This window comes from Sphaerisporangium sp. NBC_01403 (genome assembly GCF_045040145.1).
Taxonomy (GTDB): domain Bacteria; phylum Actinomycetota; class Actinomycetes; order Streptosporangiales; family Streptosporangiaceae; genus Sphaerisporangium; species Sphaerisporangium viridialbum.
Map to the genome: position 1 here is coordinate 5116300 of NZ_CP109534.1, position 19963 is coordinate 5136262.

Genomic DNA, 19963 nt, shown 5'->3' on the forward strand with positions numbered 1-19963 from the left:
AAGGCCGTGGCGCCGGACGGCGAGACAACCGCCTCCGGCCGCGTCATAGATGAGCCATCGTGAGTCCGCAGGGACAGGCGAGGTGTCAGCAGAGCATGACGTTGTATCAGTGATCTTGGGACGATATGACACGATACGAGCAGAGGCATACCGTCCAGGTGAATCGCTCGAAAGAATCAAGGAAGCGGTGGCTCTATGGACTCAAAAGACATGACCTCGGTGGACCTCTCTGAGGCCGCGTGGAAGAAGAGTTCTCGCAGCGGCAATAGCGGCGGGAACTGTGTTGAGGTCGCCGGTAATCTTCCTGGAATTGTCGCCGTCCGTGACAGCAAGAACCCGGCCGGCCCGGCACTCGTCTTCACTCCCGGAGAATGGACCGCCTTCCTCAGCGGCGTAAAGGCCGGACGACTCGGCTAAGGAGCGTCTTCGCTCTGGAAGCCCTGTTCCAGCCACCTGGCCGGGGGTGCGGCGAGTTCGCCCCCCGGCAGGGTGGGGTGCTGGTCGCCGGCCGGAGGACACGGCCTGGGTGGGAAGCACCGGCTCACCACCCATCCGGGTGCCGGGTGGGTCGACATTCCATTCGGGCTCACCCGCATTTCCCCCCCTTGGTATCACGGGCGGAGCTGGGCGGCCTGCGGGCGGGCACGGTCCTCTCCGGGACGCTCGTGTTCCTGGGCACGGGGCTCGCCGTCGTCCTGACCCGCCTGATCGGCAAGCGGGTGGCCAAGCCGGGGCAGACCCGAGACGTGCTCACCGCTTGGGCGGCTTGCGGTACGTGACCGGCTTGTCCCCCTTCCCGCTGATCAGCAGACGTTGGCCGCCCTCCTGCAGTCATTTGAACCAGTCGTAGTGCACGCGGATCCGGTAGTGACCCGCACGGCCGTTGAGTGACAGGTCGGGAAATTCGGTGCCGCTCAGATCGTCTCTGAGCACGATCTCGCCGGTGGGGCTTTCGTAGCCGACCTAGCAGGCCGACCTTCCTGCCCCGGTGTGTCAGCTCGCCGCGCGCGCCCGCGCAGCACCTGCCACAGGGCCCACGCCTGGAGCGCCCCGATGAGGATCAGGACGAGCGTCAGCCCCCACGGGACGGTGAACGTGTCTCTGCCGGGGCCGAGGAACCAGTCCATGCCGAAGTCGCGGGTGACGACCTTCCAGAGGAGGTCTCCCCGGTCGGTGGTCAGCGCGAAGGCGCCCAGCACGGCGACCGCGGCGAGGTAGCCGAGCGCGATCAGGGCGGCGATCCTGCCGAAACGGTAGCGACGCATGGCCATCTCTCGGGGGCGGAGCGGTCAAAGCGCCCAACCTTAGCGAGTCACCGAGAAGTTGATCAAGCCGTGGCGAGTGCGGAGCTTTCGCGAGCCGCTATCGCTTCGCACCACAGCGCCGGCGACGGCCCACCCACCTTCGGCTACTGCGCCACCCTCGCCACCGCCACCCGAACCCGCAGTTGACGATGAGAAGGGCGACCGTCAGCTGGCGGCGTCGAGGACCTCGCGCAGCTTGCGGGCGAAGGCCTCAGGCTGCCCGGCGTAGCCGGACTCGCCACCGAGGAAGCCGCCGTGGTGGCTCGGGAAGACCGTCGCCTGCTGACCGAGCAGTTCGGCCGTCGCCACCGAGGTGCGTCCGGTGAAGGTGTCCAGGGATTCCTCGCCCACTGCGATCACGACCCGCGTTGGCGCCGCGGCAAGCGCGTCGACGTCGGGCCGGTAGCTGCTGACCGCCCAAGACCGGTCGGAGAGCAGCGGATCGTCACGGGAGCCGTCATCATCGGTCGGCATCCCGAACACGGCGGGATCCGGCGCGGGCTGGGCGAAGTAGTCGTCGGTGAACTCGCCCTGCCACGAGGTCATCACGATGAAGGCCGCCATGCCGGCACCCGAGCCCTTGTCCTCGTACGCATCCCGGACGCCGGCCCGGGCGCGCTCGGCAGCCTGGGCGTCGGGGAGCACCGGAATGAGCGGCGGCTCGTGCGCCACCAGGGTGGTCACGTCATCGGGGTACGCCGCCACGAGGGCGAGCGCGGTCACCGCACCGCCGCTGCTCGCGAACATCTCGACCGGGCCCGCGCCGAGCGCCTCGATGACGGCGTGCACATCGGCAGCCTGGATCCTGGGCACATGGTCGACCCGGCCGTCCTTGCGGGTGCTGCGGCCGAGGCCGCGCGGGTCGTAGGTGACCACGGTGCGCTCGGCGAGGTGCGACGCCAACGCGCCGAAGCCACTGGCGTCCATGGGCTGGCCGATCATGACCAGCGGTGGGCGTCCGTCGGCGGTCGGCAGCGGGCCATGGACGTCGTAGGCGACGTCGACCTCGGGAGTCTTGAGCATCTGCGTAGTCATAACGGTGTAGACCCCTTCCGTATCAAGAACTCTTGAAGCGCTCCCCACGGATGAATCCGGGGGATTCCAGCCGTCCCAACCGTGCGGCTCTGCGCATGGTCGCGACGCTGTTGCTTGGCGGTTCACCTTCCGGCCCCGCTTACGCGGTTTCCACGCCCCAGCCCACGATCCCGTTCTGGGTGACGCGGGCTCCGCCCTCCCGGCGGTGAAATGGCCAAAGTTGCGAGCTTGGTTATCGCTCACGTGTTCGACCGCGACTGACTGTACCAGCGCGTGGTGCGCTGCCGCAGCCGGTTCCGGTCAAGGCACGCTCAGGCGCTAGAGCGCCTTCCCGCGCCGGGCTTACCCCCATGGCTGAAGCCAGGGGTCCGCGCCCGGCATCTCCGATCGAACCCTACGCCCGCGGCGCCCCGACACCTGACGGTCGAGACTCGGTCCGGGGTGAGGCAACGCCAAGCCCTGGTCGAGGACAGCGCTACGTCGCCAAGCGGGCCATCTTCTGCTCGCGCGGGCCCGCCGTCGGGCCACCTCCACGAGGTTCGCGCGGATCACATCATCGGATCCGTAGCCGCCGACCTCGAAGTCCAGTCCCTCCTCCAGGCCGAACGCCGCCACCTTGACGACCGCGTTGGGCTGGACGTTGCCAGTCCGCACGGACTGGATGACCCCGGGCGTCCGGCATTCCATTCGGGCTTACCCACATTTCCCTTCCTTGGAATCACCCGCATCCCACCAGGCTCGTCCGGGCCTTGTAATCACGACCGTCGGCCGGGGGCTCTCTACGCGAGGGTCGCCGGGTCGGTGTTGGCTCCGCAGACGAGGACGGCGACCCGCTCACCCGGCTCCGGCACGTACACGCCCGACCGGAGGGCGGCCAGGGCGGCGGCTCCCGCGTGCTCGGCCGCGATCCGGTAGTCGCGCCACAGCTCCTCGCGGGCCCGCACGATCGCGTCGTCGCCTACCAGCACCGCGCGCACGCCCGCGGCCCTCACGATGTCGAGGCCGATGCGCCCCACCTTGCTGGCTCCCAGCGCGTCGGCGGCGACCCCGCTCACCTCCACCTGGACCGGGCCGCCGCCGCGCGCGAGGGCCTCGTGCAGGGTCGGGATGCGCTCGGGTTCCACGGCGACGACCTTGGCCGCGCCCGCGACCGCCGCCACGACGCCCCCGACCAGCCCGCCGCCGCCCACCGCGACCAGGACGGTGTCGACGCCCCCTGACTCGCGGGCCTGCTCCAGGATCTCCAGGCCTGCCGTGCCCTGCCCCGCCACCACCTCGGCCTGGTCGTAGGCGTGAATCTCCAGGGCGCCGGTCTCCGCCGCCCGCTTGGCCGACGCCTCGTACGCCTCGGCGAAGATGGCGCCGGTCTGGGTGACGTGGGCGCCGAGGGCCCGCAGGCCGGCGACCTTGACCGGGGCACAGATCTCCGGCACGAAGATCTCCGCCCGGATGCCGAGCACGCGCGCCGCGTACGCGACCGCCACCCCGTGGTTGCCCCCGCTCGCCGCGATGACCCCGGCGGCGGGCACCGCCTCGGCGGACAGGATGCGGTTGAAGGCTCCCCTGACCTTGAACGAACCGGCGTGCTGGAGCCCTTCCAGCTTGAGCAGGAGGCCGGGCTCACCCTCCATCAGCGGCGTGCGGCGGACGCGGCCGGCGATCCTGGCGGCGGCCCGCTCGACGTCCTCGCGTGTCACGGTCATCAGATCGCTCCTACTGGCCGATGGCCTGGACGAAGTCGGCCCACAGGTCCTCGGGGTGCTCGATGCCCACCGAGACCCGCACGGTGCCCTCGCCGATGCCGGAACGTCCGAGCTCCTCGGCGGTCAGCGTGCGGTGGGAGGTCGTGGCCGGGTGCAGGATCAGCGTCTCGACGCCGCCGAGCGAGGGGGCGAGGAGCGCCAGCCGTACCGAGCTCATGAACCTCTCGCCCGCCGCGCGGCCGCCGTTGAGGTCGAACGAGAAGACCCCGCCGAAGTCGGGCAGGAGCTTGGCGGCCAGCTCGTAGGAGGGGTGCCCGGGCAGTCCGGGCCAGTGGACGGCCGCGACGGCGGGGTGCTCGGCCAGGCGGGTGGCGAGCAGGCGGGTGTTGTCGCAGTGCCGCGCCATGCGCAGGGAGAGCGTCTGCATGCCGCGCAGCGTCAGCCAGGCGGCGAACGGGTCGGGGGTGGCGCCGAGCTTCGTGGAGAACGACCAGACCTTGCGGTAGAGGGCGTCGTCGGCGAAGACCACGATGCCGCCGATCACGTCGCTGTGGCCGCTGAGGTACTTCGTCGTGGAGTGGACCACGATGTCGGCGCCGTGCTCCAGCGGGCGGCACAGGACCGGCGAGGCGAAGGTGTTGTCCACCACGGAGACCAGGCCCGCCTCGCGCGCGGCGGCGCACATGCCGGGAAGGTCGGCCACCTGGGTCATCGGGTTGGCGATGGTCTCCAGGTAGAGCAGCTTGGTCTCCGGCCGTACGGCCGCGCGCACCGCCGAGGGGTCGTCCTCGGGGACGTACGTCACCGAGATCCCGAACCTGTCGGCCAGGTCGGCGATCGTCGCGGCGGTCCCGCCGTACAGCGCGGACTGGGCGATCAGGTGATCGCCCGGCTTGAGCAGCCCGAGCAGCACGCAGTTGATCGCCCCCATGCCCGAGCCCGCCGCGACGGCGGCCACGCCGCCTTCGAGGTCGGCGACCGCCTCCTCCAGGGCCCGGACGGTGGGGTTGCTGAGGCGCCCGTAGACGAAGGCGCCGTCGGGGCGTCCCATGCCGTCGGCGAAGACGGCCGGGTCGTCGAAGACGAATCCGGAGGTCTGGTACAGAGGGGTCGCGATCGGCGTGCTGCCGTTCAGGGGCGCCTTCGGCAGGTGGACGGCCCGCGTGTCCGGGTGCAGGGAAGTCATGTCGTCAAGCATGGCCATAAGAAGGGCCGTTTGTCAGATCTGTCCGATCTGCGGACTCCCCCGGGCCCTGCGCGGGAGCCGGCGCCCGGAGGAGCGCCCGGTCAGCCGAGCGGGCGGGCGAGCTTGATGACCAGCAGGCGGCTCGGGACGCCGGAGTCGATCAGGCGCCCGTCCGTGCGCCCGACCAGCCCGGAGACCTTCATCTCGCTCTGGTCGCCGTTCACCGCTCAGACGTCGGTGATGCGCAGCCCGGCGTGGGCCTTGTAGCGGCGGTTGATGGAGATCAGGTTGGCGGTGAAGGCCTCGATCTGGTGGGCGTTGCGGAGCCGCCCGCCGTACACGCCGCGCACGCCGGGGATGCGCGACGCCAGCGCCTGCACGGTGTCGGTGGCCTCGCGGTCGTCGCCGAGCACGAGCACGTCGAGGTCGACCTCGGCGACCTCGGGGTCGAGGAGCAGGACGGCGGAGACGTGGTGGAAGGCGGCGACGACGCGGCTGCCGGGAAGGACTGCCGCCGCCTGCTGCGCCGCGCTGCCCTCCTCGACGTCCAGCGCGAAGGCGCCCTGCTTGTCGAAGCCGAGCGGGTTCACGCAGTCGACGACGATCTTGCCGTCCAGCTCGGAGCGCAGCGACTCAAGAAGGGACTTGTGCCCGTCCCACGGCACCGCGACGATCACGATGTCGGCCTCCGAGGCCGCGCCGGGGTTCTCGGCGCCCCGCACGGGCAGGCCGGGCCCGAGGCTGTCGGCCGCCTCCTGGGCGCGCGTGGCGCTGCGCGACCCGATCACGACGGAGTGCCCGGCCAGCGCGAACCTGCGGGCCAGCCCCTTGCCCTGATCGCCTGTGCCGCCGAGGATCCCGATCGTCAGGCCGCTGACATCCCGGAGCTCATCGCCCATGATCTCGCTCGCCTCCATGCTCGCCCCATGATCTCTCCAGATCATGCCAGGTGTTTCTTACCGGGACGGCGGCGGGGGCGGTGATGCACCATGGATCCCATGGACGCTGCGTCGGTGGCATTCCTCCGCGAGGTGCTCTCCACGACCGGGTGGATCGAGCGCACCCGCGACTTCGGGCTCTCCCTCCGCTCCACGCGCACCCCCGGCGGGCTGCTGGTGGTCGGCACCCCCGACGAGGAGCCGTGGCACCTGGCCGCGCACCTCGGCGACGAGGCCCGCGTCTCAGGGCTCGCGCAGCTCGCGCCCACGCTCGTCCGCTGGTCCCCGCCGCCCGGGGCCCCGCCGCACCTGGCGGTGGGCATCGACCGCATCGAGGCGGCGCGCCGGGGCGAGACCCTGTTCGTCGTCTCGGAGCGGAAGGCCCCGGTGCCGCTGCTCGAACGCGTCGACGACGCCAGGCGCACGGGGGCGACGATCCTCGCCCTCGACGGCGGCGACCCCGAGCTGGAGGGCCTGGCCCACGACGCGCTCGCGGTGCCGCCCGAGGACGGCCTGTTCACCTTCGACGCCGCCCAGCATCTGGTGAGCATGGCCGCCGGCGAGGGCTCGCCCTCGCGCACCCGGCTGCTCGACCGGCTGGCCCGGCTCGCCGAGCGCATCACCGGCCCCCGCGTCACCGACTGAGACCGGCTGAGACCGGGCTCCCCCGGGCACGCCGGGGAGCGAAACGTCAACCGCGAGAGGACGGGCTTCCGCTCGCTTCTGAACCCTGACCCCCCGCTTCGCATCCCTGCTCCGGGGCCTCGGAGCCCGTCCTGAGCACGGGCGTAGCGTGAGAACAGAGGTGGTCACGGGGGCTCCGCGCGACGACTGTCGGCGTCTCGGCGCCGGAGCCGGCACACACGGAAGGACACCGACGATGAACGATCCACGCTTGGCGATCAGAGCCACTCCGGTACGCCACATCGCCGTGAGACGACGGCCCGGCGTCGCCTGGACCGCCGGGCAGCTGAGGACGGCGCTGCAGTGCCTGCCCGACGACACGCCCATCGCCGCCCGCGTGGCGGCCACGGACGAGGGCTTCACCGACAGGCAGGTCGTGACGGGGGTCGACTTCGGCCTGGGCGCGTGGGAGGACAGGCGCGACGGCGAGCCCGTCATCGTGTTCGTCCTGCAGTGCGAGTGGCCCATCCGCTCGCCAGTGCCCCGGCAGAGGCCCGACCGCTCCGGGCCGGCCGGGTGACAGGGCAGCGCCGGCCGGCGCGAACGGTGGCACCCCTCCATACAGACGAGCTTGCGCATGGATTAAGGTGAGTTTACTTGTGCTTTACGGTCGTACGCCGGGATTATGTACTTATGTACGCTTCACCTAATGCTTGTCCTGAAATAGGGCATTCAATCCCGTTAAGTAGGGCCTGAGGTCGTGTCTCTCCTTCTCGAAGTCCTTGGCATGCTCGGCGCCGGGGCGCTCCTCTACGCCTACGCGATGCTGTCGATGCGGAAGATGTCGGGCGACAGCCTCGTGTACCAGCTCATCAACCTGGGCGGCGCGGTCGCGCTGATGGTCAACTCGGCCGCGCACTTCGCCTGGCCCTCGGCGGTGCTGAACCTCATCTGGAGCGGCATCGGGCTGCTCGCCCTGTGGCGGCTCGCCACCACGCGACCGTGGAGACGCCGCCGGCTGCCGGACAGCCCGTAGAGGCTAGTCGCCGTCCCACTCCTTGTCCTCCTCGCGCCAGGCCTTGTTGCGCGCGGCGGCCGTCTGCAGCGCGGCCGCCGCCTCGTCCCGCGTGGCATACGGCCCGAGGCGGTCCTTGTTGGGGCAGCCCTTGTCGGGCTCGACCGCCATGTGCTTCAGGCAGAACCACCAATGCTCGTCACTCATGTGCCCTCCTCGCCCGGCGGCCGAAAGGATGACGTCCGAAACGCCCGCCGCGCTCGTTCTCAGGCCAGATCCTGCCCCCGTGGAGCCGAACTAGACTTGGCGCATGACGACACTGCTCCGGCCAGGACGGCTCTCGCCCCCACGCAAGGTTCCCGCCCACATCGAGCGCCCGGAGTATGTCGGCCGCAAGGAGCCCCGCAGGGGCGAGTCCGACGTCCAGACGCCCGAGACGATCGAGCGCATGCGCGTCGCCGGGCGCATCGCCGCCCAGGCGCTGGAGGAGGTCGGCAGGCACGTCGCCCCCGGCGTGACCACCGACGAGCTCGACCGCATCGGCCACGAGTTCCTGTGCGACCACGGCGCCTACCCCTCGACGCTCGGCTACCGGGGCTATCCCAAGTCGCTCTGCACCTCGATCAACGAGGTCATCTGCCACGGCATCCCCGACGACACCGTGCTGAACGACGGCGACATCGTCAACATCGACATCACCGGCTACATCGGCGGCGTCCACGGTGACACCGACGCCACCTTCCTGGTCGGAGAGGTCGACGAGGAGTCACGGCTGCTCGTCGAGCGCACCCGCGAGGCGATGATGCGCGCGATCAAGGCGGTGGCCCCAGGGCGCCAGCTCAACATCGTCGGCCGGGTCATCGCGGCGTACGCCAAGCGGTTCGGCTACGGCGTGGTCCGCGACTTCACCGGCCACGGCATCTCGACGTCGTTCCACTCCGGGCTGATCGTGCCGCACTACGACGACCCGTCCCTGTCGGTGACGCTGGTGCCCGGCATGACCTTCACGATCGAGCCCATGCTCACCCTCGGCACCATCGAGTACGACGTCTGGGCCGACGGCTGGACCGCCGTGACCAAGGACCGCAAGCGCACCGCCCAGTTCGAGCACACGATCGTCGTCACCGACACGGGCAGCGAGATCCTCACCCTCCCGTGACCTCCCGGCCGGCCCGAGGCTCCGGTTAGAGGTACAGGAACCACCAGACCAGGAGCACGGCGGCCGCGACGGCCGGCACGGCGGCGCGCACCCTGAACCTGGTGCGGGCGAGCACGGCCACGCTCAGCACGGCAGAGAGCACCGCGAGCGTGCCGTACCACGTCACGGCGGAGGGGATGCCCACGGCGAGGGCGGTCTCGTTGGACCTCGCCACGCTGTAGACGCCGACGGCCGCGAACAGCGTGAACGCCACCCCGGCCAGGCCGGCGACCGTCGTGAGGGCCACCACCGGGGAGACCGCTCTGGCGGCGCGCCGCCGTGCCAGCACCGTCACCCCCGCCCCAAGCTGCACGGCCGAGGTCAGGAAGAACAGCACGAACGGGATGAGCAGCCACCAGGCTCCCGTGCTCACCCGGTAGACGGCCGGGGTGAGGTGGAACTCCCCCGGACGCCAGACCTGGTAGGCCGCCTGGCGCGGGTCGCAGGGCGCCGCCGTGGCGCTGGGGGCGGCGACGAACGCCGAGATCGTCTGGCGCCCGCAGCGGCTCGACAGGAAGACCGCGTGCCCCACTCCCGCGAACTCCGCGAAGCGCGCGCCGGGCAGGGCCTGGGAGGCGGCCTTGGCGCGCCCGGGCGGCGTGGCCGGGTCGTACTCCCCGCCCACGACCAGCACCGGAGCCGCCAAGACGCTCGCGGCCGGCACCGCGGGCGCGGCGGCCGAGCGAGGCAGCCCCCACGCGGCGCAGACGGCCTGGTCGGCGGTCACGGTGAACTGCCGGGGGTGCCCCTGGTCGGCGAAGGTGTTGAAGGGCGCCTCGTCCTGGCACATCACGGCGTAGTAGAGGCCGAACTCGTGCGACAGCAGCCCGCCCCCCACCTGGTCGGCCAGCACCCGCAACGGGCGCAGGTCCCCCTCGGCCACCCCGTCGACCAGCGCGGGGACGACGGGCAGGACGTCCACCTCGTGCATGGCCTCGGTCAGGATCGTGGCCACGTCGTCGCCGGTGAGGCGCAGGGTGACCGGACGGCCGGTGAGCGGGTCGGTCGTGTCGACCGGGGCGGGATGCTCGTTGAGGCGGGTGACCATCGTGGCGAAGCGGCCGGGAAGCCCCGGCCACCTGCCGCCGAGCCTCGACAGGGCGCTCGCCAGGTCGGCACGGGCCTCGTCGTAGTGGCGGGACTGCGCGGGCCAGAAGGAGTCCAGGACCACAGAACGCGTGCCCGCAGGGTCGGCGGTCGCGGCGGCCAGCATCGACCGGGTGGAGTAGCTCACGCCGAACAGGTTCCACTGGTCGTACCCGAGCGCGCGCCGCAGGTCGGCGACGTCGGCCGCGATCTCCCTGGTGACGTATCCGCGCAGGTCGACGCCCTGCCGGGTGAGCCGGTCCCGGCAGGCCCCGGCGCCCGCGGCGATCTCGGCCCGCTCTGCGGGGTCGCCGGTCTGGCCGGGCAGCGCCAGCGTGCCGACGAGGGCCCGGGCGATCTCGGGACAGTCGAGGCGCGGCCGCGACCACCGGCTGCCCCGCTGCTCGATCACGACGACGTCCCGGTCACGGCCGAGGAGCATGTCGGTGAGGTAGCCGGTGAGCTGGATCGAGGCGGAGCCCGGGCCGCCGCTGGTGTAGACGACCGGATCGGGCTTGCGGTCGGCCGCCGCCGAGCGGTGGACGGCGTAGCCGACGCGGATCTCCCGGCTCGCCGGGACGTCCCTGCGCTCCGGCACCACCAGGTAGCCGCAGCGGGTGCCGGACGGCACGGCCACCGGGCAGGGGTGATCCTCCAGTCGCGGCGCGGCCCCGTCACCGGCGGTGGCCGCGACCGGTCGCCCATCCGCCATGGCGGGCCACGCCACCAGCATCAGGGCCAGGGCCAGGGCCGCCACACCGGCCGTCCGCCACACCCCTGCCCGCCGGCCCGGCCCCGGATGGGCACGGACGACCCCGGTGGACGCCGGGAGCACGCGGGTCACGTGGCGGCTCCAGCGGCCGGACGACGAATGACGATCACTGTTCCTGCTCCGTCCGCCGGGGGTCTCACGCAGGTCGCCTCACGACACTAGTGCTGATCGCGAAGGCGGCAGGCGAGCACCTGCCCCCGGCGTGGCGCTCCTAACGGGCCCCCCGCGCGGGCCCTTGCCCCGTCCACCGCCACCCGCGCCCGCGCCGGGGTGTGGTTTTCCGCAGGTACGGGGCTGGGGTGCGTCCTCGCGAGGCGGGCGGCAATCCTCATGCCCCGGAATGTCCGATCTTGCATAGCCTGTCGGGCATGGACACGACCACCGTTGACGGGGTCGCCGGATGGGCGATCGGACTCATGGAGAATCTGGGAGCGCCGGGCGCCGGGCTGGCCATCGCGCTGGAGAACCTCTTCCCCCCGCTGCCGAGCGAGGTGATCCTGCCGCTGGCCGGGTTCACCGCGAGCAGGGGCGACATGGGCCTGCTGGACGCGCTGCTGTGGACGACGCTCGGGTCGGTGATCGGCGCGCTGGCGCTGTACGCCGTGGGGGCGATGCTGGGCAGGGACCGCACGGTGGCCATCGCCGGGCGCCTGCCGCTCGTCAAGGTCTCCGACATCGAGAAGGCCGAGGCCTGGTTCGCCAAGCACGGAACCAAGACGGTGTTCTTCGGGCGGATGATCCCGATCTTCCGCAGCCTCATCTCGGTGCCGGCGGGTGTGGAGCGCATGCCGATCCTCGGCTTCACCGCCCTGACGGCCCTGGGGAGCCTGATCTGGAACACGATCTTCGTGTTGGCGGGGTACCAGCTCGGCGAGCAGTGGTCACTGGTGGAGAGCTACGCGGGAATCCTGTCGAAGATCGTGCTCGGGGCCGTCGGGCTCGCCGTGGTGACCTTCGTGGCCGTGCGGATCGCGGAGCGGCGCAAGGGCAGGCATGCCCCCCGCTGATGACCCCGGTCCAGGGGTGCGACCTCCGGAACCGGCGGCCGGGCGGGCCGCCCGTGAGGTGCGGTCGCAAGGATCGGCGGCCGGGCGGGCCGCCCACGAGGTACGGCCTCCAGGCTCGGTGGTGGGACGGGGCGTGCGGGTGGTGGGCGCGCTGGCCGCCGGTACGGGCACCGCACTGGTGGAGCTGGCCTTCCTCCTCGCCGCCGGGGCGGTCGTCCTGGCCTGCGCGACCACCGCGCGCGGACGGCGGGCGTCGGCGCGCCTGGTGCTCGCGGGAGCCGGGCGGCTGGCCGCCCTTGAGGTACGGCGCCTGCGGCTCACCGGCGGCGTACGGGCGCCCGGGCCGGGAGAGCCGGAAGAGCTAGAGGAACTCGTGCGGCCGGGGCATGGAGGCCGGCGGGCGCTCGCGTACATCGCGGCGCGCTGGCCCGTGGGGATCCTCGGCGGCATGGTGCTCCTGCTGCTCGCCCTGGGCGCCGGCACGGGCACGCAGCTCGTGTGGAGCTGGGTCCACGGCGAGAACTACGACGACATCCCGCCCACGCTGCCGATCCTGATGTACTTCGGCGCGTCCGGGGTCGTGCTGCTGTTCCTCGACATCACCGGGATCATGGGGGTGACCGCCCTCGACCGGGCGCTGGCCCGGCGGATGCTCGGGCCGAGCCCCACCGAGCGGCTGGAGCGGCGCATCGCCGAGCTGGCGGAGACCAGGGCCGGCATCGTCGCGGCCGTCGACCAGGAGCGGCGGCGCATCGAGCGCGACCTGCACGACGGGCTGCAGCAGCGGCTGGTCGCGCTCGCCATGCTGATCGGGAGGGCCCGCCGCGGCCGTGCCCCCGAGCTGCTCGACGCGCTGCTCCTCCAGGCCCACGACGAGGCCAAGGAGGCGATCTGCGACCTGCGGGAGGTCGCCTGGCGGGTGTACCCGACCGGTCTGGACTCCCTGGGCCTCCGGGAGGCGGTGTCGACGGTCGCCGAGCGCGCGGCCGTACCGGTGAAGCTCTGCTACGACCTGGCCGAGCGGCCCGCCCCCACCGTGGAGACGGCCGCCTATTTCGTGGTCTGCGAGGCGGTGACCAACGCCGCCAAACACGCGGGAGCGGGGCTGGTCACCGTCCATCTGGCCCGCCGGGGAACAATGATCGTCGTGCGAGTGGACGACGACGGTCACGGCGGCGCCGATCCGGCGGGGAGCGGCCTTTCCGGGCTGGCCCGCAGGGTCGCCGCGCTGGACGGACGGTTCCGCCTGGACAGCCCCGCCGGAGGCCCGACGACCGTGACCGCGGAGCTGCCGTGCGGGTGATCCTTGCCGAGGACTCCACACTGCTGCGCGAGGGGCTCGTACGGCTCCTGGTCGAGGAGGGGCACGAGGTCGTGGCCGCGGTCGGCGACCCCGGCGCGCTGGTGGACGCGGTGGCCGGGCACCGCCCCGACATCGTGGTGGCCGACGTGCGGATGCCGCCCACCCACACCGACGAGGGGCTGCGGGCGGCGCTGGCGATCAGGAGCCGGTGGCCGGGCACGCGCGTGCTCGTGCTGTCGCAGTACGTGGAGAAGCGGTACGCGACCGAGCTGCTGAGCGGGGACGTGGACGGTGTGGGCTACCTGCTCAAGGACAGGGTCGCCCACGTGTCGGACTTCCTGGAGGCGCTGGAGAGGGTGGGGGCGGGGGGCACCGCCTTCGACCCCGAGGTGGTGCGCCAGCTCCTCGCCCGCACCAGCCACGCCGACCCGCTCGGCACGCTGACGCCCCGGGAGCGCGAGGTGCTCGACCACATGGCGCAGGGCTGCACCAACGCCTCGGTCGCCGCGCGGCTCCACGTGTCGCAGAGCGCGGTGGAGAAGCACGTCAACGCCATCTTCGACAAGCTGGGGCTGTCCCACGTCACCGGCTACAGCCGCCGCGTGCTGGCCGTCCTGCGCTATCTGGGCTCCTGAGCACGGGCCGCGCCCGCTCCCTGCTCGCCCCACGGGGCCGTACACCGCGCGGGGGCAGACGCGGCGGGCGCCGATCTTCTACGCTCGGCATCCCACTATCTACGGCGCGAGAGAGCTCGCCATATGAGGAGAAGCGCGTGGACGACTTCCAGCCGGCGACGACCGCCGAGCACCTGCTCTGGCTGCTCGCCCAGCACGGCGTCGAGCATCTCTTCCTCAACCCCGGCACCGACTCCGCCCCGCTCCAGGAGGCGGTCGCCACGCTCGCCAAGGCGGACGTCGCCATCCCGAAGATCATCACCTGCTCGTTCGAGTCGGTGGCCCTCGCGGCGGCGCACGGCTACTGGCAGGTGACCCGCCGCCCGCAGTGCGTCTTCGTCCATGTGGACGTGGGCACGCAGAACCTCGGCGCCATGATGCACAACGCGCTGCGCGACCGCGCCGGAGTGATCGTCATCGCGGGCAAGACCCCGTACGCCGAGGAGCCGGGCTCCCCCGGCGGGCGCTCGCACGTCATCCACTGGCAACAGGACGTGCCCGACCAGGCAGGCACGGTGCGCGGCTACGCCAAGTGGGTCGTGGAGGTCACCCGGCCCGCCATGCTGGCCCGCGCGATCGGCCGCGCGGTGCAGGTGGCGACGGGCGGCCTGCCGGGCCCGGCGTACCTCATGGTCTCCCGTGACGTCCTCATGGATCCGCCCGCGCGCGAGCTCGGCCGCACCACCGGGTACGCCGTCCCCCGCCCTCCGGCGGCCGACGCCGACACCGTGCGGTGGATCGCCGAGCGGCTGGTGGAGGCCGAGCGGCCCCTGCTCATCACCGCGAAGGCCGGGCGGCGTCCCGAGGGCTTCCTTTCGGTCACGCGCCTCGCCGACCTGGCCGGGGTGCGGGTCATCGACGTCGCGGAGAGTGGATGCCTCAACATCTCGAAGTCCCACCCGATGAACCTCCTGGCCGCGGCCGACGGGCAGCGGGCGGTCGAGGAGGCCGACCTGATCCTCGTCGTGGACGCCGACGTGCCGTGGATCCCGAGGTTCACCCGGCCGCGGGACGGCGCCACGATCGTCCACATCGACCCGGACCCGCTGAAGACCGACATGCCGATGTGGACGTTCCCCGCCGACGTGGCCGTGACCGCCGACGGCGTCACCGCGCTCGGCCAGATCGTCGAGCGCCTTGAGGAGATGGGCCACGCCATGCCGCCCGCGGGACGGCCGGACGCGGCGCCCGTCGCCGCGGGCACGGCGCCCACGGACGGGCCGATCACCGCGTACGAGGTGATCACCGCCCTGAACGACGTGCTACGCGCGGACGACCTCGTCGTGGAGGAGGCCGTGACCAACGCCCGCGTCCTGCACGAGGTGCTGGACCGCAGCCGTCCCGCCACGTTGTACGGCACGGGGACTCCGGGGCTCGGCTGGGGGCTCGGCGGAGCGGTCGGGGTCAGCCTGGCCTCGCCGGGGAGCCGGGTGGTGGCCGTGCTCGGCGACGGCGGCTTCATGTTCGGCGTGCCGACGGCCGCGCTGTGCCTCGCCGCCGAGGCGAACGCCCCGATCATGGCGGTCGTGCTGAACAACGACGGCTACCGTGCGAGCAGGCTGCCCGTCTTCGAACTCTTCCCCGATGGGCTCTCGGCCACCCGGGGCGACGCCGAGGGCACGCGGTTCGTCGCGCCACCCGACCTCGCGGCGGTGGCACGCGCCTGCCACGCCCACGGCGAGACCGTCACCGACCGGGCCGAACTGGTCTCCGCGCTCCGGCGAGGGCTGGACGCCGTCGAGTCGGGCCGGTCCGCGGTCGTGGACGTGCGCATCACCCGCGACTGACCGCCTGTACGTCGGGCGTGCCCCCCGCCGTGCGTCCGTTTCGCCACCCCCCGCCTGGCGGCGAAACGGACGTACGGCTCTCAGGGGGAGCTCAGCGCCGGCTCACCGCGCCGACCCGGGCGAGCCCGCAGGCGCGCTCGCCGCCGAGTGCCGCCCGCGACAGGGCCCGGAACACCCTCTGGCGCCGCCTGAGCAGCTTCGCCGAGTTACGCGGCAGCCCCAGCCTCATGTAGAGGACGTTGGTGGACGACGCGCCGAGGCCTCCCACCTCGGGAAACCGGATGACGGCGACCTCCTCGGCGCGGCCGGTCACCCGGCAGCCCGCCGAGCGGGGAAGCTCGCGGAACTCGAAACCCATCACTCCCGCCCTGCACGCGAACGCGAACCGCCATCCGTCGCCGGCCGGCACCACTCGCGCGGCCGTTCCCGCGATTCTCTCCCACGCCGTCAGACCGGCCTCCGCCGCGATCTCCGCTGCCCTTTCCGGAGTGAGCGGGAAATCGCCGGCGACGGACTCCAGCGCCTCAGTCCCCTGGCGGTTCTTCCAGGAGAACCTTATTCCGGAAAACAGCAGGACCACGAGGATGGCAATGGTCAACCCCTCCATAGCCGGCTCCTTGCCCGCGCCCGTACCGGATACCGCTTCGCGCGACCGCCGCTCGCGCCGGAAAGCGGCCAGGTACCGACAAATCCCACCCTCTTGACATAAGGACAATATCCGCACTGATCAGCCAAAGTGCACGCATCTACGGTGGGTTTTCGGCGGGCAGGTGCCAGTACTAAGTACTACCCGCGTTCAGCGGGTGAGCCTTCGCCGACCGTGGGTGACGGGAATGGCCGATTACAGCCCGGCGGAAAGGCCTGAAGCGCGCCGGAAGCCGCCCTTGTTAAGTCTCGAACGTGCAGCTGCACGTTTATTGCGGGCCTGCCGCAACAAACGTGCACGCGGCGGGCAGCGGCATTCCCGGGTCGTACAGTGGGTATCTACCATGCCGCCGTCGGGCCTCACTAGTCGAAGAAATGCTCCAGCCGCGCCGCGATACCCGAACGCTGTTCCACCCCGAGTTTCCGCAATATACGGGAGACGTGGCCTTTGATGGTCGACTCGGTGACGAAAACCCGCGCCGCGATCTCCTTGTTCGTCAGCCCTCCGCGGGCGATCAGAAAGGCGATCTCCCTTTCCTTGGAGGACAGCGAGTTGAGGAGGTTCTCCGCGTGGACCGACGGCCGCGAGATGATGTCCATCGTCTTGGTCTGCCCCTGCTCGCACTGCTGCCGCAGCTCCCTGACCAGGCGCACCAGCTCGCGCTCGCCCGCCGGGACGGCCCCTTCGATCGCGCAGATCCGCGTGTGGATGCCGGCGAGGATCTCCGAGACGTCCTGGACCACCTCGGCGACCGAGGGCTGGTCGTTCTCGGCCGCGCCGTCCACGGGCGCCGCCAGCTCCTTGCGGTTGAGGTCGTCCTCCCGCTCCCGGGCCAGCACGGTCATGACGGACCTCGCCGTCCACTCGAAGGCCCGCACGTGCTCGTCGGTGTAGGAGTTGCTCTTGTAGGTCTGGATGGACGCGAGGCCGATCACCTCGGGCACGCCGTCCCTCGTCTCGAACAGCGGGATCGTGATGGCGTCGGCCGAGGCCCGCTCCTCGTCGCCGAAGGAGATGCCGCGGTGCAGCAGCAGGCCGTTGTCGCTGGCGAAGGTGTACGGGCGCCGGTGCGCGAGGATCCACGCGGCCTGCCCCTTCGGCCCGTACCCGGAGACCTCGGGAGGGATGTACCTCTTGATGGCGATGGTGTCGTCGAAGGTGTACGGGTAGACGATCTTCCGGCCTTCCCGGTAGAACCCGACGTAGAACGCCTCCACGCAGCAGATCGTGCTCATGGCGAAGCGCCAGTAGTCGAACAGGGCGTGATGGTTGCCCATGCGCGCGCGGAGCCCCCGGTCGGCCTGGCTCAAGGCCGCGGCCACGTCCGGCGAGAACCCGTAGCTCGAACGAGGCACCGACACCCGTCCTCCCATGCCTGACCTCGGCGTCCTGAAGACCCACTGCCCAAAAAACGCGGGGTGTAGCTGTGAGCCTTACTGACTGACGCCCGTCTCGTCATCATTTCAGCTGATCTGGTGCCATTAAGAGATCATCCCGCACCCGCCCAGTAGCGGGACGACGTGGGAAGGCGACCTCCAGCAGGCTCCTCACCTGGGTCAATGCGCTCTTGTTATAACGCGGCCACCATGGGTCGCGATGGATCCGAAAGGTCACGCTCCGCACACCCTGACGCGCGAAAGATATGCCGGAGTCAAGGCGGCGGGGCCTTGGCCGGTGTCACGGCCTTTCGCGCACAATGCGCGGGCGTCCGCCATCCATTACCTTTGGTAGTCGAACAGCTACACGGAGGAGTTTTCTCCCGCGTGGAACGGTCGTCGCCTGCCGCGACATCCCCCGAGGCCGGAGCGAGGAGCTTGAAATGCCGCATATGACGAGAATCAACCCCGAAGATTCCGCCCGCGCCCGCTTCGCGTATGAGCTCCAGCGCCACCGCCTTCTCGCGAAGCTCACCCAGGCGGGGCTCGGCCGCATGATCGGCTTCTCCGGCAGCCTCATCGGCGCCGTCGAGAACCTCAAGCGCACCCCCAGCGACGACTTCGCCAGGCGCTGCGACGACGCCCTCGGCCTCGACGGCGTCCTCGCCGCGCTCCACCTCGAAGGCTGGCCGCCCCCTCCCCCGGTCCCCGACCACTTCCGCGACTGGACGGTCGAGGAGCGCCGGGCCACAGCGCTCCAGGCGTGGGACCCGCTGCTGGTGCCCGGCATCTTCCAGATCGAGCCGTACGCCAGGCGCATCTTCGCGCGCGCCCCCGGCAGCACGCCCGAGGAGGTGGAGGAGCGTGTCATGGGCCGCATGCAGCGCAGGCAGATCCTGTCCCAGGAGAGCCCTCCCGCGATCCTCAGCCTGATCGACGAGGGGGTCCTCCGCCGGCCCATCGGCGGCGCCGAGGTGATGCGCGCCCAGATGGAGTACCTTCTCGAAATCGCCCGCCACCCGAAGGTGACCCTCCAGATCGTTCCCTTCGACGCGGAGGCGATCGCGGGATTGCTTGCCGGTTTCGTTATAGCCGAACAGCGCGGCACGCCATATACGGTATATGTGGATTCAATACCTGACGGCCGCACGATGAACGATCGAAACGTGATCGCGTCCCTCACCACTCGTTACGACGCCATCAGGGCCGAGGCCTACCCGCAGTCCCTCTCGCTCAAAGTCATCAAGGAAGCAGCGGACAAATGGACCTAAGTACGGCGCATTGGTGTAAATCAAGCTTCAGTGGTGACAACGGCGGCCACTGCGTCGAGGTGGCGGCCGACCTCCCCGGTTCGATCGCCGTACGCGACTCGAAGAATCCCTGGGGCCTGCCCCTGATCTTCACCTCGGCCCAGTGGTCCCTGTTCATCGATGACCTGAAGAATGGCCGATAGCCCGGCCTGAACACCGGCCCGCTCCCGGGCGGTCCGCCGTCACGGCCGCGCCCGCGGGGCCCGTCATGGCCGGGCATCTCGCGAGACGGATAACGACTGTTCACGGGGCGCCGCGCCAGCGACAATGACGCGATGAGCATCCGTGTGGCGGGCATCGACGAGCTTCCCCTCCTCCAGGACATCGAGCGTGCGGCCGGGCAGTCCTTCCACGACGTCGGCATGGCGGCGATCGCCGCCGACGAGCCCCTCCCCCTCGACGTCCTGGCCGGATACCAGCGCGCCGGGCGCGCGTGGGTGAAGGCCGACCCCGGCAACCGGCCGGTCGCCTACCTCATCGCCGATGTGATCGACGGCAACCTCCACCTGGAGCAGGTCTCCGTGCACCCGGCCTCGGCGCACCGGGGCATGGGACGCTCGCTCATCGAGCACGCCGCGGCCTACGCCAAGGACGAGGGCATCCCCGCCCTCACCCTGATCACCTTCACCCGCGTGCCGTGGAACGCCCCGTACTACGAGCGCTGCGGGTTCTGGTACCTCGACGACGCCGAGCTGACGCCGGGGCTGCGCGCCCTGCGCCGCAAGGAGGCCGCGCACGGCCTCGACCGCTGGCCCCGGGCCTGCATGCGCCGCGACCTCTGACCGCCGCGCACATCAAAGCGGCTTTAAGTGTCGATAAGCCGATTTTTCGGCATTAGTTTGCCGTAATAACGGGCCACGCGAAATCAAAGGCGATCGCTCTGCCCTCGAATAGGGCGACGGAACCACCGCCGGCCCGTCCCGCAACCTATGCTGGACAGAGCGAGAGCCAGCATATCCCTCCATATACGCAAAGACCGCTCATGGGGGGCGACTCCCG

General features: G+C 71.2%; 23 protein-coding genes. 13 read left to right on the plus strand and 10 right to left on the minus strand.

Going from position 1 to position 19963, the window contains the following annotated elements; all coding sequences use genetic code 11:
* The first annotated feature begins 210 nt into the window (after positions 1 to 210).
* Both OG589_RS23000 and OG589_RS23005 read left to right on the plus strand, forming a co-directional pair.
* Positions 211 to 417 carry a DUF397 domain-containing protein gene (locus OG589_RS23000; protein WP_405139341.1) on the plus strand — a complete coding sequence of 69 codons (207 nt, stop codon included), beginning with the start codon at positions 211 to 213 and terminating at the stop codon, positions 415 to 417.
* A 188-nt stretch (positions 418 to 605) separates the two neighbouring features.
* Positions 606 to 779: a hypothetical protein gene (locus tag OG589_RS23005; RefSeq protein ID WP_405139343.1), complete on the plus strand. Its 174-nt coding sequence runs from the start codon at positions 606 to 608 to the stop codon at positions 777 to 779.
* Positions 780 to 914: 135 nt separating this feature from the next.
* Here the strand turns inward: OG589_RS23005 and OG589_RS23010 are convergent, their stop codons facing one another.
* The 6 genes from OG589_RS23010 to npdG all read right to left on the minus strand — a co-directional run bounded on the left by OG589_RS23010 (position 915) and on the right by npdG (position 6127).
* Positions 915 to 1265 carry a hypothetical protein gene (locus OG589_RS23010; protein ID WP_405139345.1) on the minus strand — a complete coding sequence of 117 codons (351 nt, stop codon included), beginning with the start codon at positions 1263 to 1265 and terminating at the stop codon, positions 915 to 917.
* A gap of 204 nt (positions 1266 to 1469) precedes the next feature.
* Positions 1470 to 2339, minus strand: coding sequence for an alpha/beta fold hydrolase (locus OG589_RS23015; RefSeq protein WP_405139346.1), 870 nt, complete (start codon positions 2337 to 2339; stop codon positions 1470 to 1472).
* A gap of 779 nt (positions 2340 to 3118) precedes the next feature.
* Entirely contained in the window at positions 3119 to 4042 is a 924-nt protein-coding gene (locus tag OG589_RS23020; protein WP_405139348.1) for a serine/threonine dehydratase, read from the minus strand.
* Between the two features lie 10 nt (positions 4043 to 4052).
* Entirely contained in the window at positions 4053 to 5228 is a 1176-nt protein-coding gene (locus OG589_RS23025; protein WP_405139350.1) for a trans-sulfuration enzyme family protein, read from the minus strand.
* Between the two features lie 101 nt (positions 5229 to 5329).
* Positions 5330 to 5452: a hypothetical protein gene (locus OG589_RS23030; RefSeq protein WP_405139352.1), complete on the minus strand. Its 123-nt coding sequence runs from the start codon at positions 5450 to 5452 to the stop codon at positions 5330 to 5332.
* Between the two features lie 3 nt (positions 5453 to 5455).
* The gene (gene npdG, locus OG589_RS23035) at positions 5456 to 6127 is read right to left on the minus strand and encodes an NADPH-dependent F420 reductase (RefSeq protein WP_405152102.1); all 672 of its coding nucleotides are present in this window, start codon (positions 6125 to 6127) and stop codon (positions 5456 to 5458) included.
* Positions 6128 to 6226: 99 nt separating this feature from the next.
* Here npdG and OG589_RS23040 point away from each other — a divergent pair, with 99 nt between their 5' ends.
* The 3 genes from OG589_RS23040 (at position 6227) to OG589_RS23050 (ending at position 7826) form a co-directional block, all read left to right on the plus strand.
* The gene (locus OG589_RS23040; RefSeq protein ID WP_405139354.1) at positions 6227 to 6811 is read left to right on the plus strand and encodes a hypothetical protein; all 585 of its coding nucleotides are present in this window, start codon (positions 6227 to 6229) and stop codon (positions 6809 to 6811) included.
* Positions 6812 to 7046: 235 nt separating this feature from the next.
* Entirely contained in the window at positions 7047 to 7370 is a 324-nt protein-coding gene (locus OG589_RS23045; RefSeq protein WP_405139356.1) for a DUF6225 family protein, read from the plus strand.
* Between the two features lie 180 nt (positions 7371 to 7550).
* On the plus strand, positions 7551 to 7826 hold the full coding sequence (locus OG589_RS23050) for a hypothetical protein (RefSeq protein WP_405139358.1): 276 nt from the start codon (positions 7551 to 7553) through the stop codon (positions 7824 to 7826).
* Between the two features lie 3 nt (positions 7827 to 7829).
* On the opposite strand, the gene OG589_RS23055 is transcribed toward OG589_RS23050, so the two are convergent.
* On the minus strand, positions 7830 to 8012 hold the full coding sequence (locus tag OG589_RS23055) for a hypothetical protein (protein ID WP_405139360.1): 183 nt from the start codon (positions 8010 to 8012) through the stop codon (positions 7830 to 7832).
* A 103-nt stretch (positions 8013 to 8115) separates the two neighbouring features.
* Here OG589_RS23055 and map point away from each other — a divergent pair, with 103 nt between their 5' ends.
* Positions 8116 to 8964, plus strand: coding sequence for a type I methionyl aminopeptidase (gene map, locus OG589_RS23060; RefSeq protein WP_405139362.1), 849 nt, complete (start codon positions 8116 to 8118; stop codon positions 8962 to 8964).
* 25 nt (positions 8965 to 8989) lie between these two features.
* Here map and OG589_RS23065 read toward each other — a convergent pair whose 3' ends face one another.
* A complete protein-coding gene (locus OG589_RS23065) occupies positions 8990 to 10933 on the minus strand; it encodes an alpha/beta hydrolase (protein WP_405139364.1) in 1944 nt (647 codons plus the stop codon).
* Positions 10934 to 11229: 296 nt separating this feature from the next.
* Here OG589_RS23065 and OG589_RS23070 point away from each other — a divergent pair, with 296 nt between their 5' ends.
* From OG589_RS23070 to OG589_RS23085, 4 genes are all read left to right on the plus strand, one after another.
* The gene (locus tag OG589_RS23070) at positions 11230 to 11868 is read left to right on the plus strand and encodes a DedA family protein (protein ID WP_405139365.1); all 639 of its coding nucleotides are present in this window, start codon (positions 11230 to 11232) and stop codon (positions 11866 to 11868) included.
* 16 nt (positions 11869 to 11884) lie between these two features.
* A complete protein-coding gene (locus OG589_RS23075) occupies positions 11885 to 13171 on the plus strand; it encodes a sensor histidine kinase (protein WP_405139367.1) in 1287 nt (428 codons plus the stop codon).
* A complete protein-coding gene (locus OG589_RS23080; protein ID WP_405139369.1) occupies positions 13162 to 13806 on the plus strand; it encodes a response regulator in 645 nt (214 codons plus the stop codon). Before OG589_RS23075 ends, OG589_RS23080 begins: the two co-directional genes overlap by 10 nt.
* A gap of 137 nt (positions 13807 to 13943) precedes the next feature.
* Entirely contained in the window at positions 13944 to 15632 is a 1689-nt protein-coding gene (locus OG589_RS23085; RefSeq protein ID WP_405139371.1) for a thiamine pyrophosphate-requiring protein, read from the plus strand.
* A 91-nt stretch (positions 15633 to 15723) separates the two neighbouring features.
* Here the strand turns inward: OG589_RS23085 and OG589_RS23090 are convergent, their stop codons facing one another.
* Together OG589_RS23090 and OG589_RS23095 are read right to left on the minus strand one after the other, a co-directional pair.
* Positions 15724 to 16239, minus strand: a complete 516-nt coding sequence (locus OG589_RS23090) for a hypothetical protein (protein ID WP_405139373.1) — start codon at positions 16237 to 16239, stop codon at positions 15724 to 15726.
* A gap of 401 nt (positions 16240 to 16640) precedes the next feature.
* On the minus strand, positions 16641 to 17633 hold the full coding sequence (locus OG589_RS23095) for a LuxR C-terminal-related transcriptional regulator (protein WP_405139375.1): 993 nt from the start codon (positions 17631 to 17633) through the stop codon (positions 16641 to 16643).
* Between the two features lie 464 nt (positions 17634 to 18097).
* On the opposite strand from OG589_RS23095, the gene OG589_RS23100 reads away from it, so the two are divergent.
* The 3 genes from OG589_RS23100 (at position 18098) to OG589_RS23110 (ending at position 19746) form a co-directional block, all read left to right on the plus strand.
* Positions 18098 to 18925, plus strand: coding sequence for a Scr1 family TA system antitoxin-like transcriptional regulator (locus OG589_RS23100; protein ID WP_405139377.1), 828 nt, complete (start codon positions 18098 to 18100; stop codon positions 18923 to 18925).
* Positions 18916 to 19107 (plus strand): DUF397 domain-containing protein, encoded by a 192-nt coding sequence (locus tag OG589_RS23105; protein WP_405139379.1) that lies wholly within the window; start codon positions 18916 to 18918, stop codon positions 19105 to 19107. Before OG589_RS23100 ends, OG589_RS23105 begins: the two co-directional genes overlap by 10 nt.
* A gap of 132 nt (positions 19108 to 19239) precedes the next feature.
* Positions 19240 to 19746: a GNAT family N-acetyltransferase gene (locus tag OG589_RS23110; protein WP_405139381.1), complete on the plus strand. Its 507-nt coding sequence runs from the start codon at positions 19240 to 19242 to the stop codon at positions 19744 to 19746.
* Positions 19747 to 19963: the final 217 nt, after the last annotated feature.

Excerpts from the sequence above, each read along its gene's own strand:
- OG589_RS23000 (WP_405139341.1), top strand. The coding sequence starts at position 211 with ATGACCTCGGTGGACCTCTCTGAGGCCGCGTGGAAGAAGAGTTCTCGC.
- OG589_RS23010 (WP_405139345.1), bottom strand. The coding sequence starts at position 1,265 with ATGCGTCGCTACCGTTTCGGCAGGATCGCCGCCCTGATCGCGCTCGGC.
- OG589_RS23015 (WP_405139346.1), bottom strand. The coding sequence starts at position 2,339 with ATGACTACGCAGATGCTCAAGACTCCCGAGGTCGACGTCGCCTACGAC.
- OG589_RS23020 (WP_405139348.1), bottom strand. The coding sequence starts at position 4,042 with ATGACCGTGACACGCGAGGACGTCGAGCGGGCCGCCGCCAGGATCGCC.
- OG589_RS23025 (WP_405139350.1), bottom strand. The coding sequence starts at position 5,228 with ATGACTTCCCTGCACCCGGACACGCGGGCCGTCCACCTGCCGAAGGCG.
- npdG (WP_405152102.1), bottom strand. The coding sequence starts at position 6,127 with ATGGGCGATGAGCTCCGGGATGTCAGCGGCCTGACGATCGGGATCCTC.
- OG589_RS23040 (WP_405139354.1), top strand. The coding sequence starts at position 6,227 with ATGGACGCTGCGTCGGTGGCATTCCTCCGCGAGGTGCTCTCCACGACC.
- OG589_RS23045 (WP_405139356.1), top strand. The coding sequence starts at position 7,047 with ATGAACGATCCACGCTTGGCGATCAGAGCCACTCCGGTACGCCACATC.
- OG589_RS23055 (WP_405139360.1), bottom strand. The coding sequence starts at position 8,012 with ATGAGTGACGAGCATTGGTGGTTCTGCCTGAAGCACATGGCGGTCGAG.
- map (WP_405139362.1), top strand. The coding sequence starts at position 8,116 with ATGACGACACTGCTCCGGCCAGGACGGCTCTCGCCCCCACGCAAGGTT.
- OG589_RS23070 (WP_405139365.1), top strand. The coding sequence starts at position 11,230 with ATGGACACGACCACCGTTGACGGGGTCGCCGGATGGGCGATCGGACTC.
- OG589_RS23090 (WP_405139373.1), bottom strand. The coding sequence starts at position 16,239 with ATGGAGGGGTTGACCATTGCCATCCTCGTGGTCCTGCTGTTTTCCGGA.
- OG589_RS23100 (WP_405139377.1), top strand. The coding sequence starts at position 18,098 with ATGCCGCATATGACGAGAATCAACCCCGAAGATTCCGCCCGCGCCCGC.
- OG589_RS23105 (WP_405139379.1), top strand. The coding sequence starts at position 18,916 with ATGGACCTAAGTACGGCGCATTGGTGTAAATCAAGCTTCAGTGGTGAC.
- OG589_RS23110 (WP_405139381.1), top strand. The coding sequence starts at position 19,240 with ATGAGCATCCGTGTGGCGGGCATCGACGAGCTTCCCCTCCTCCAGGAC.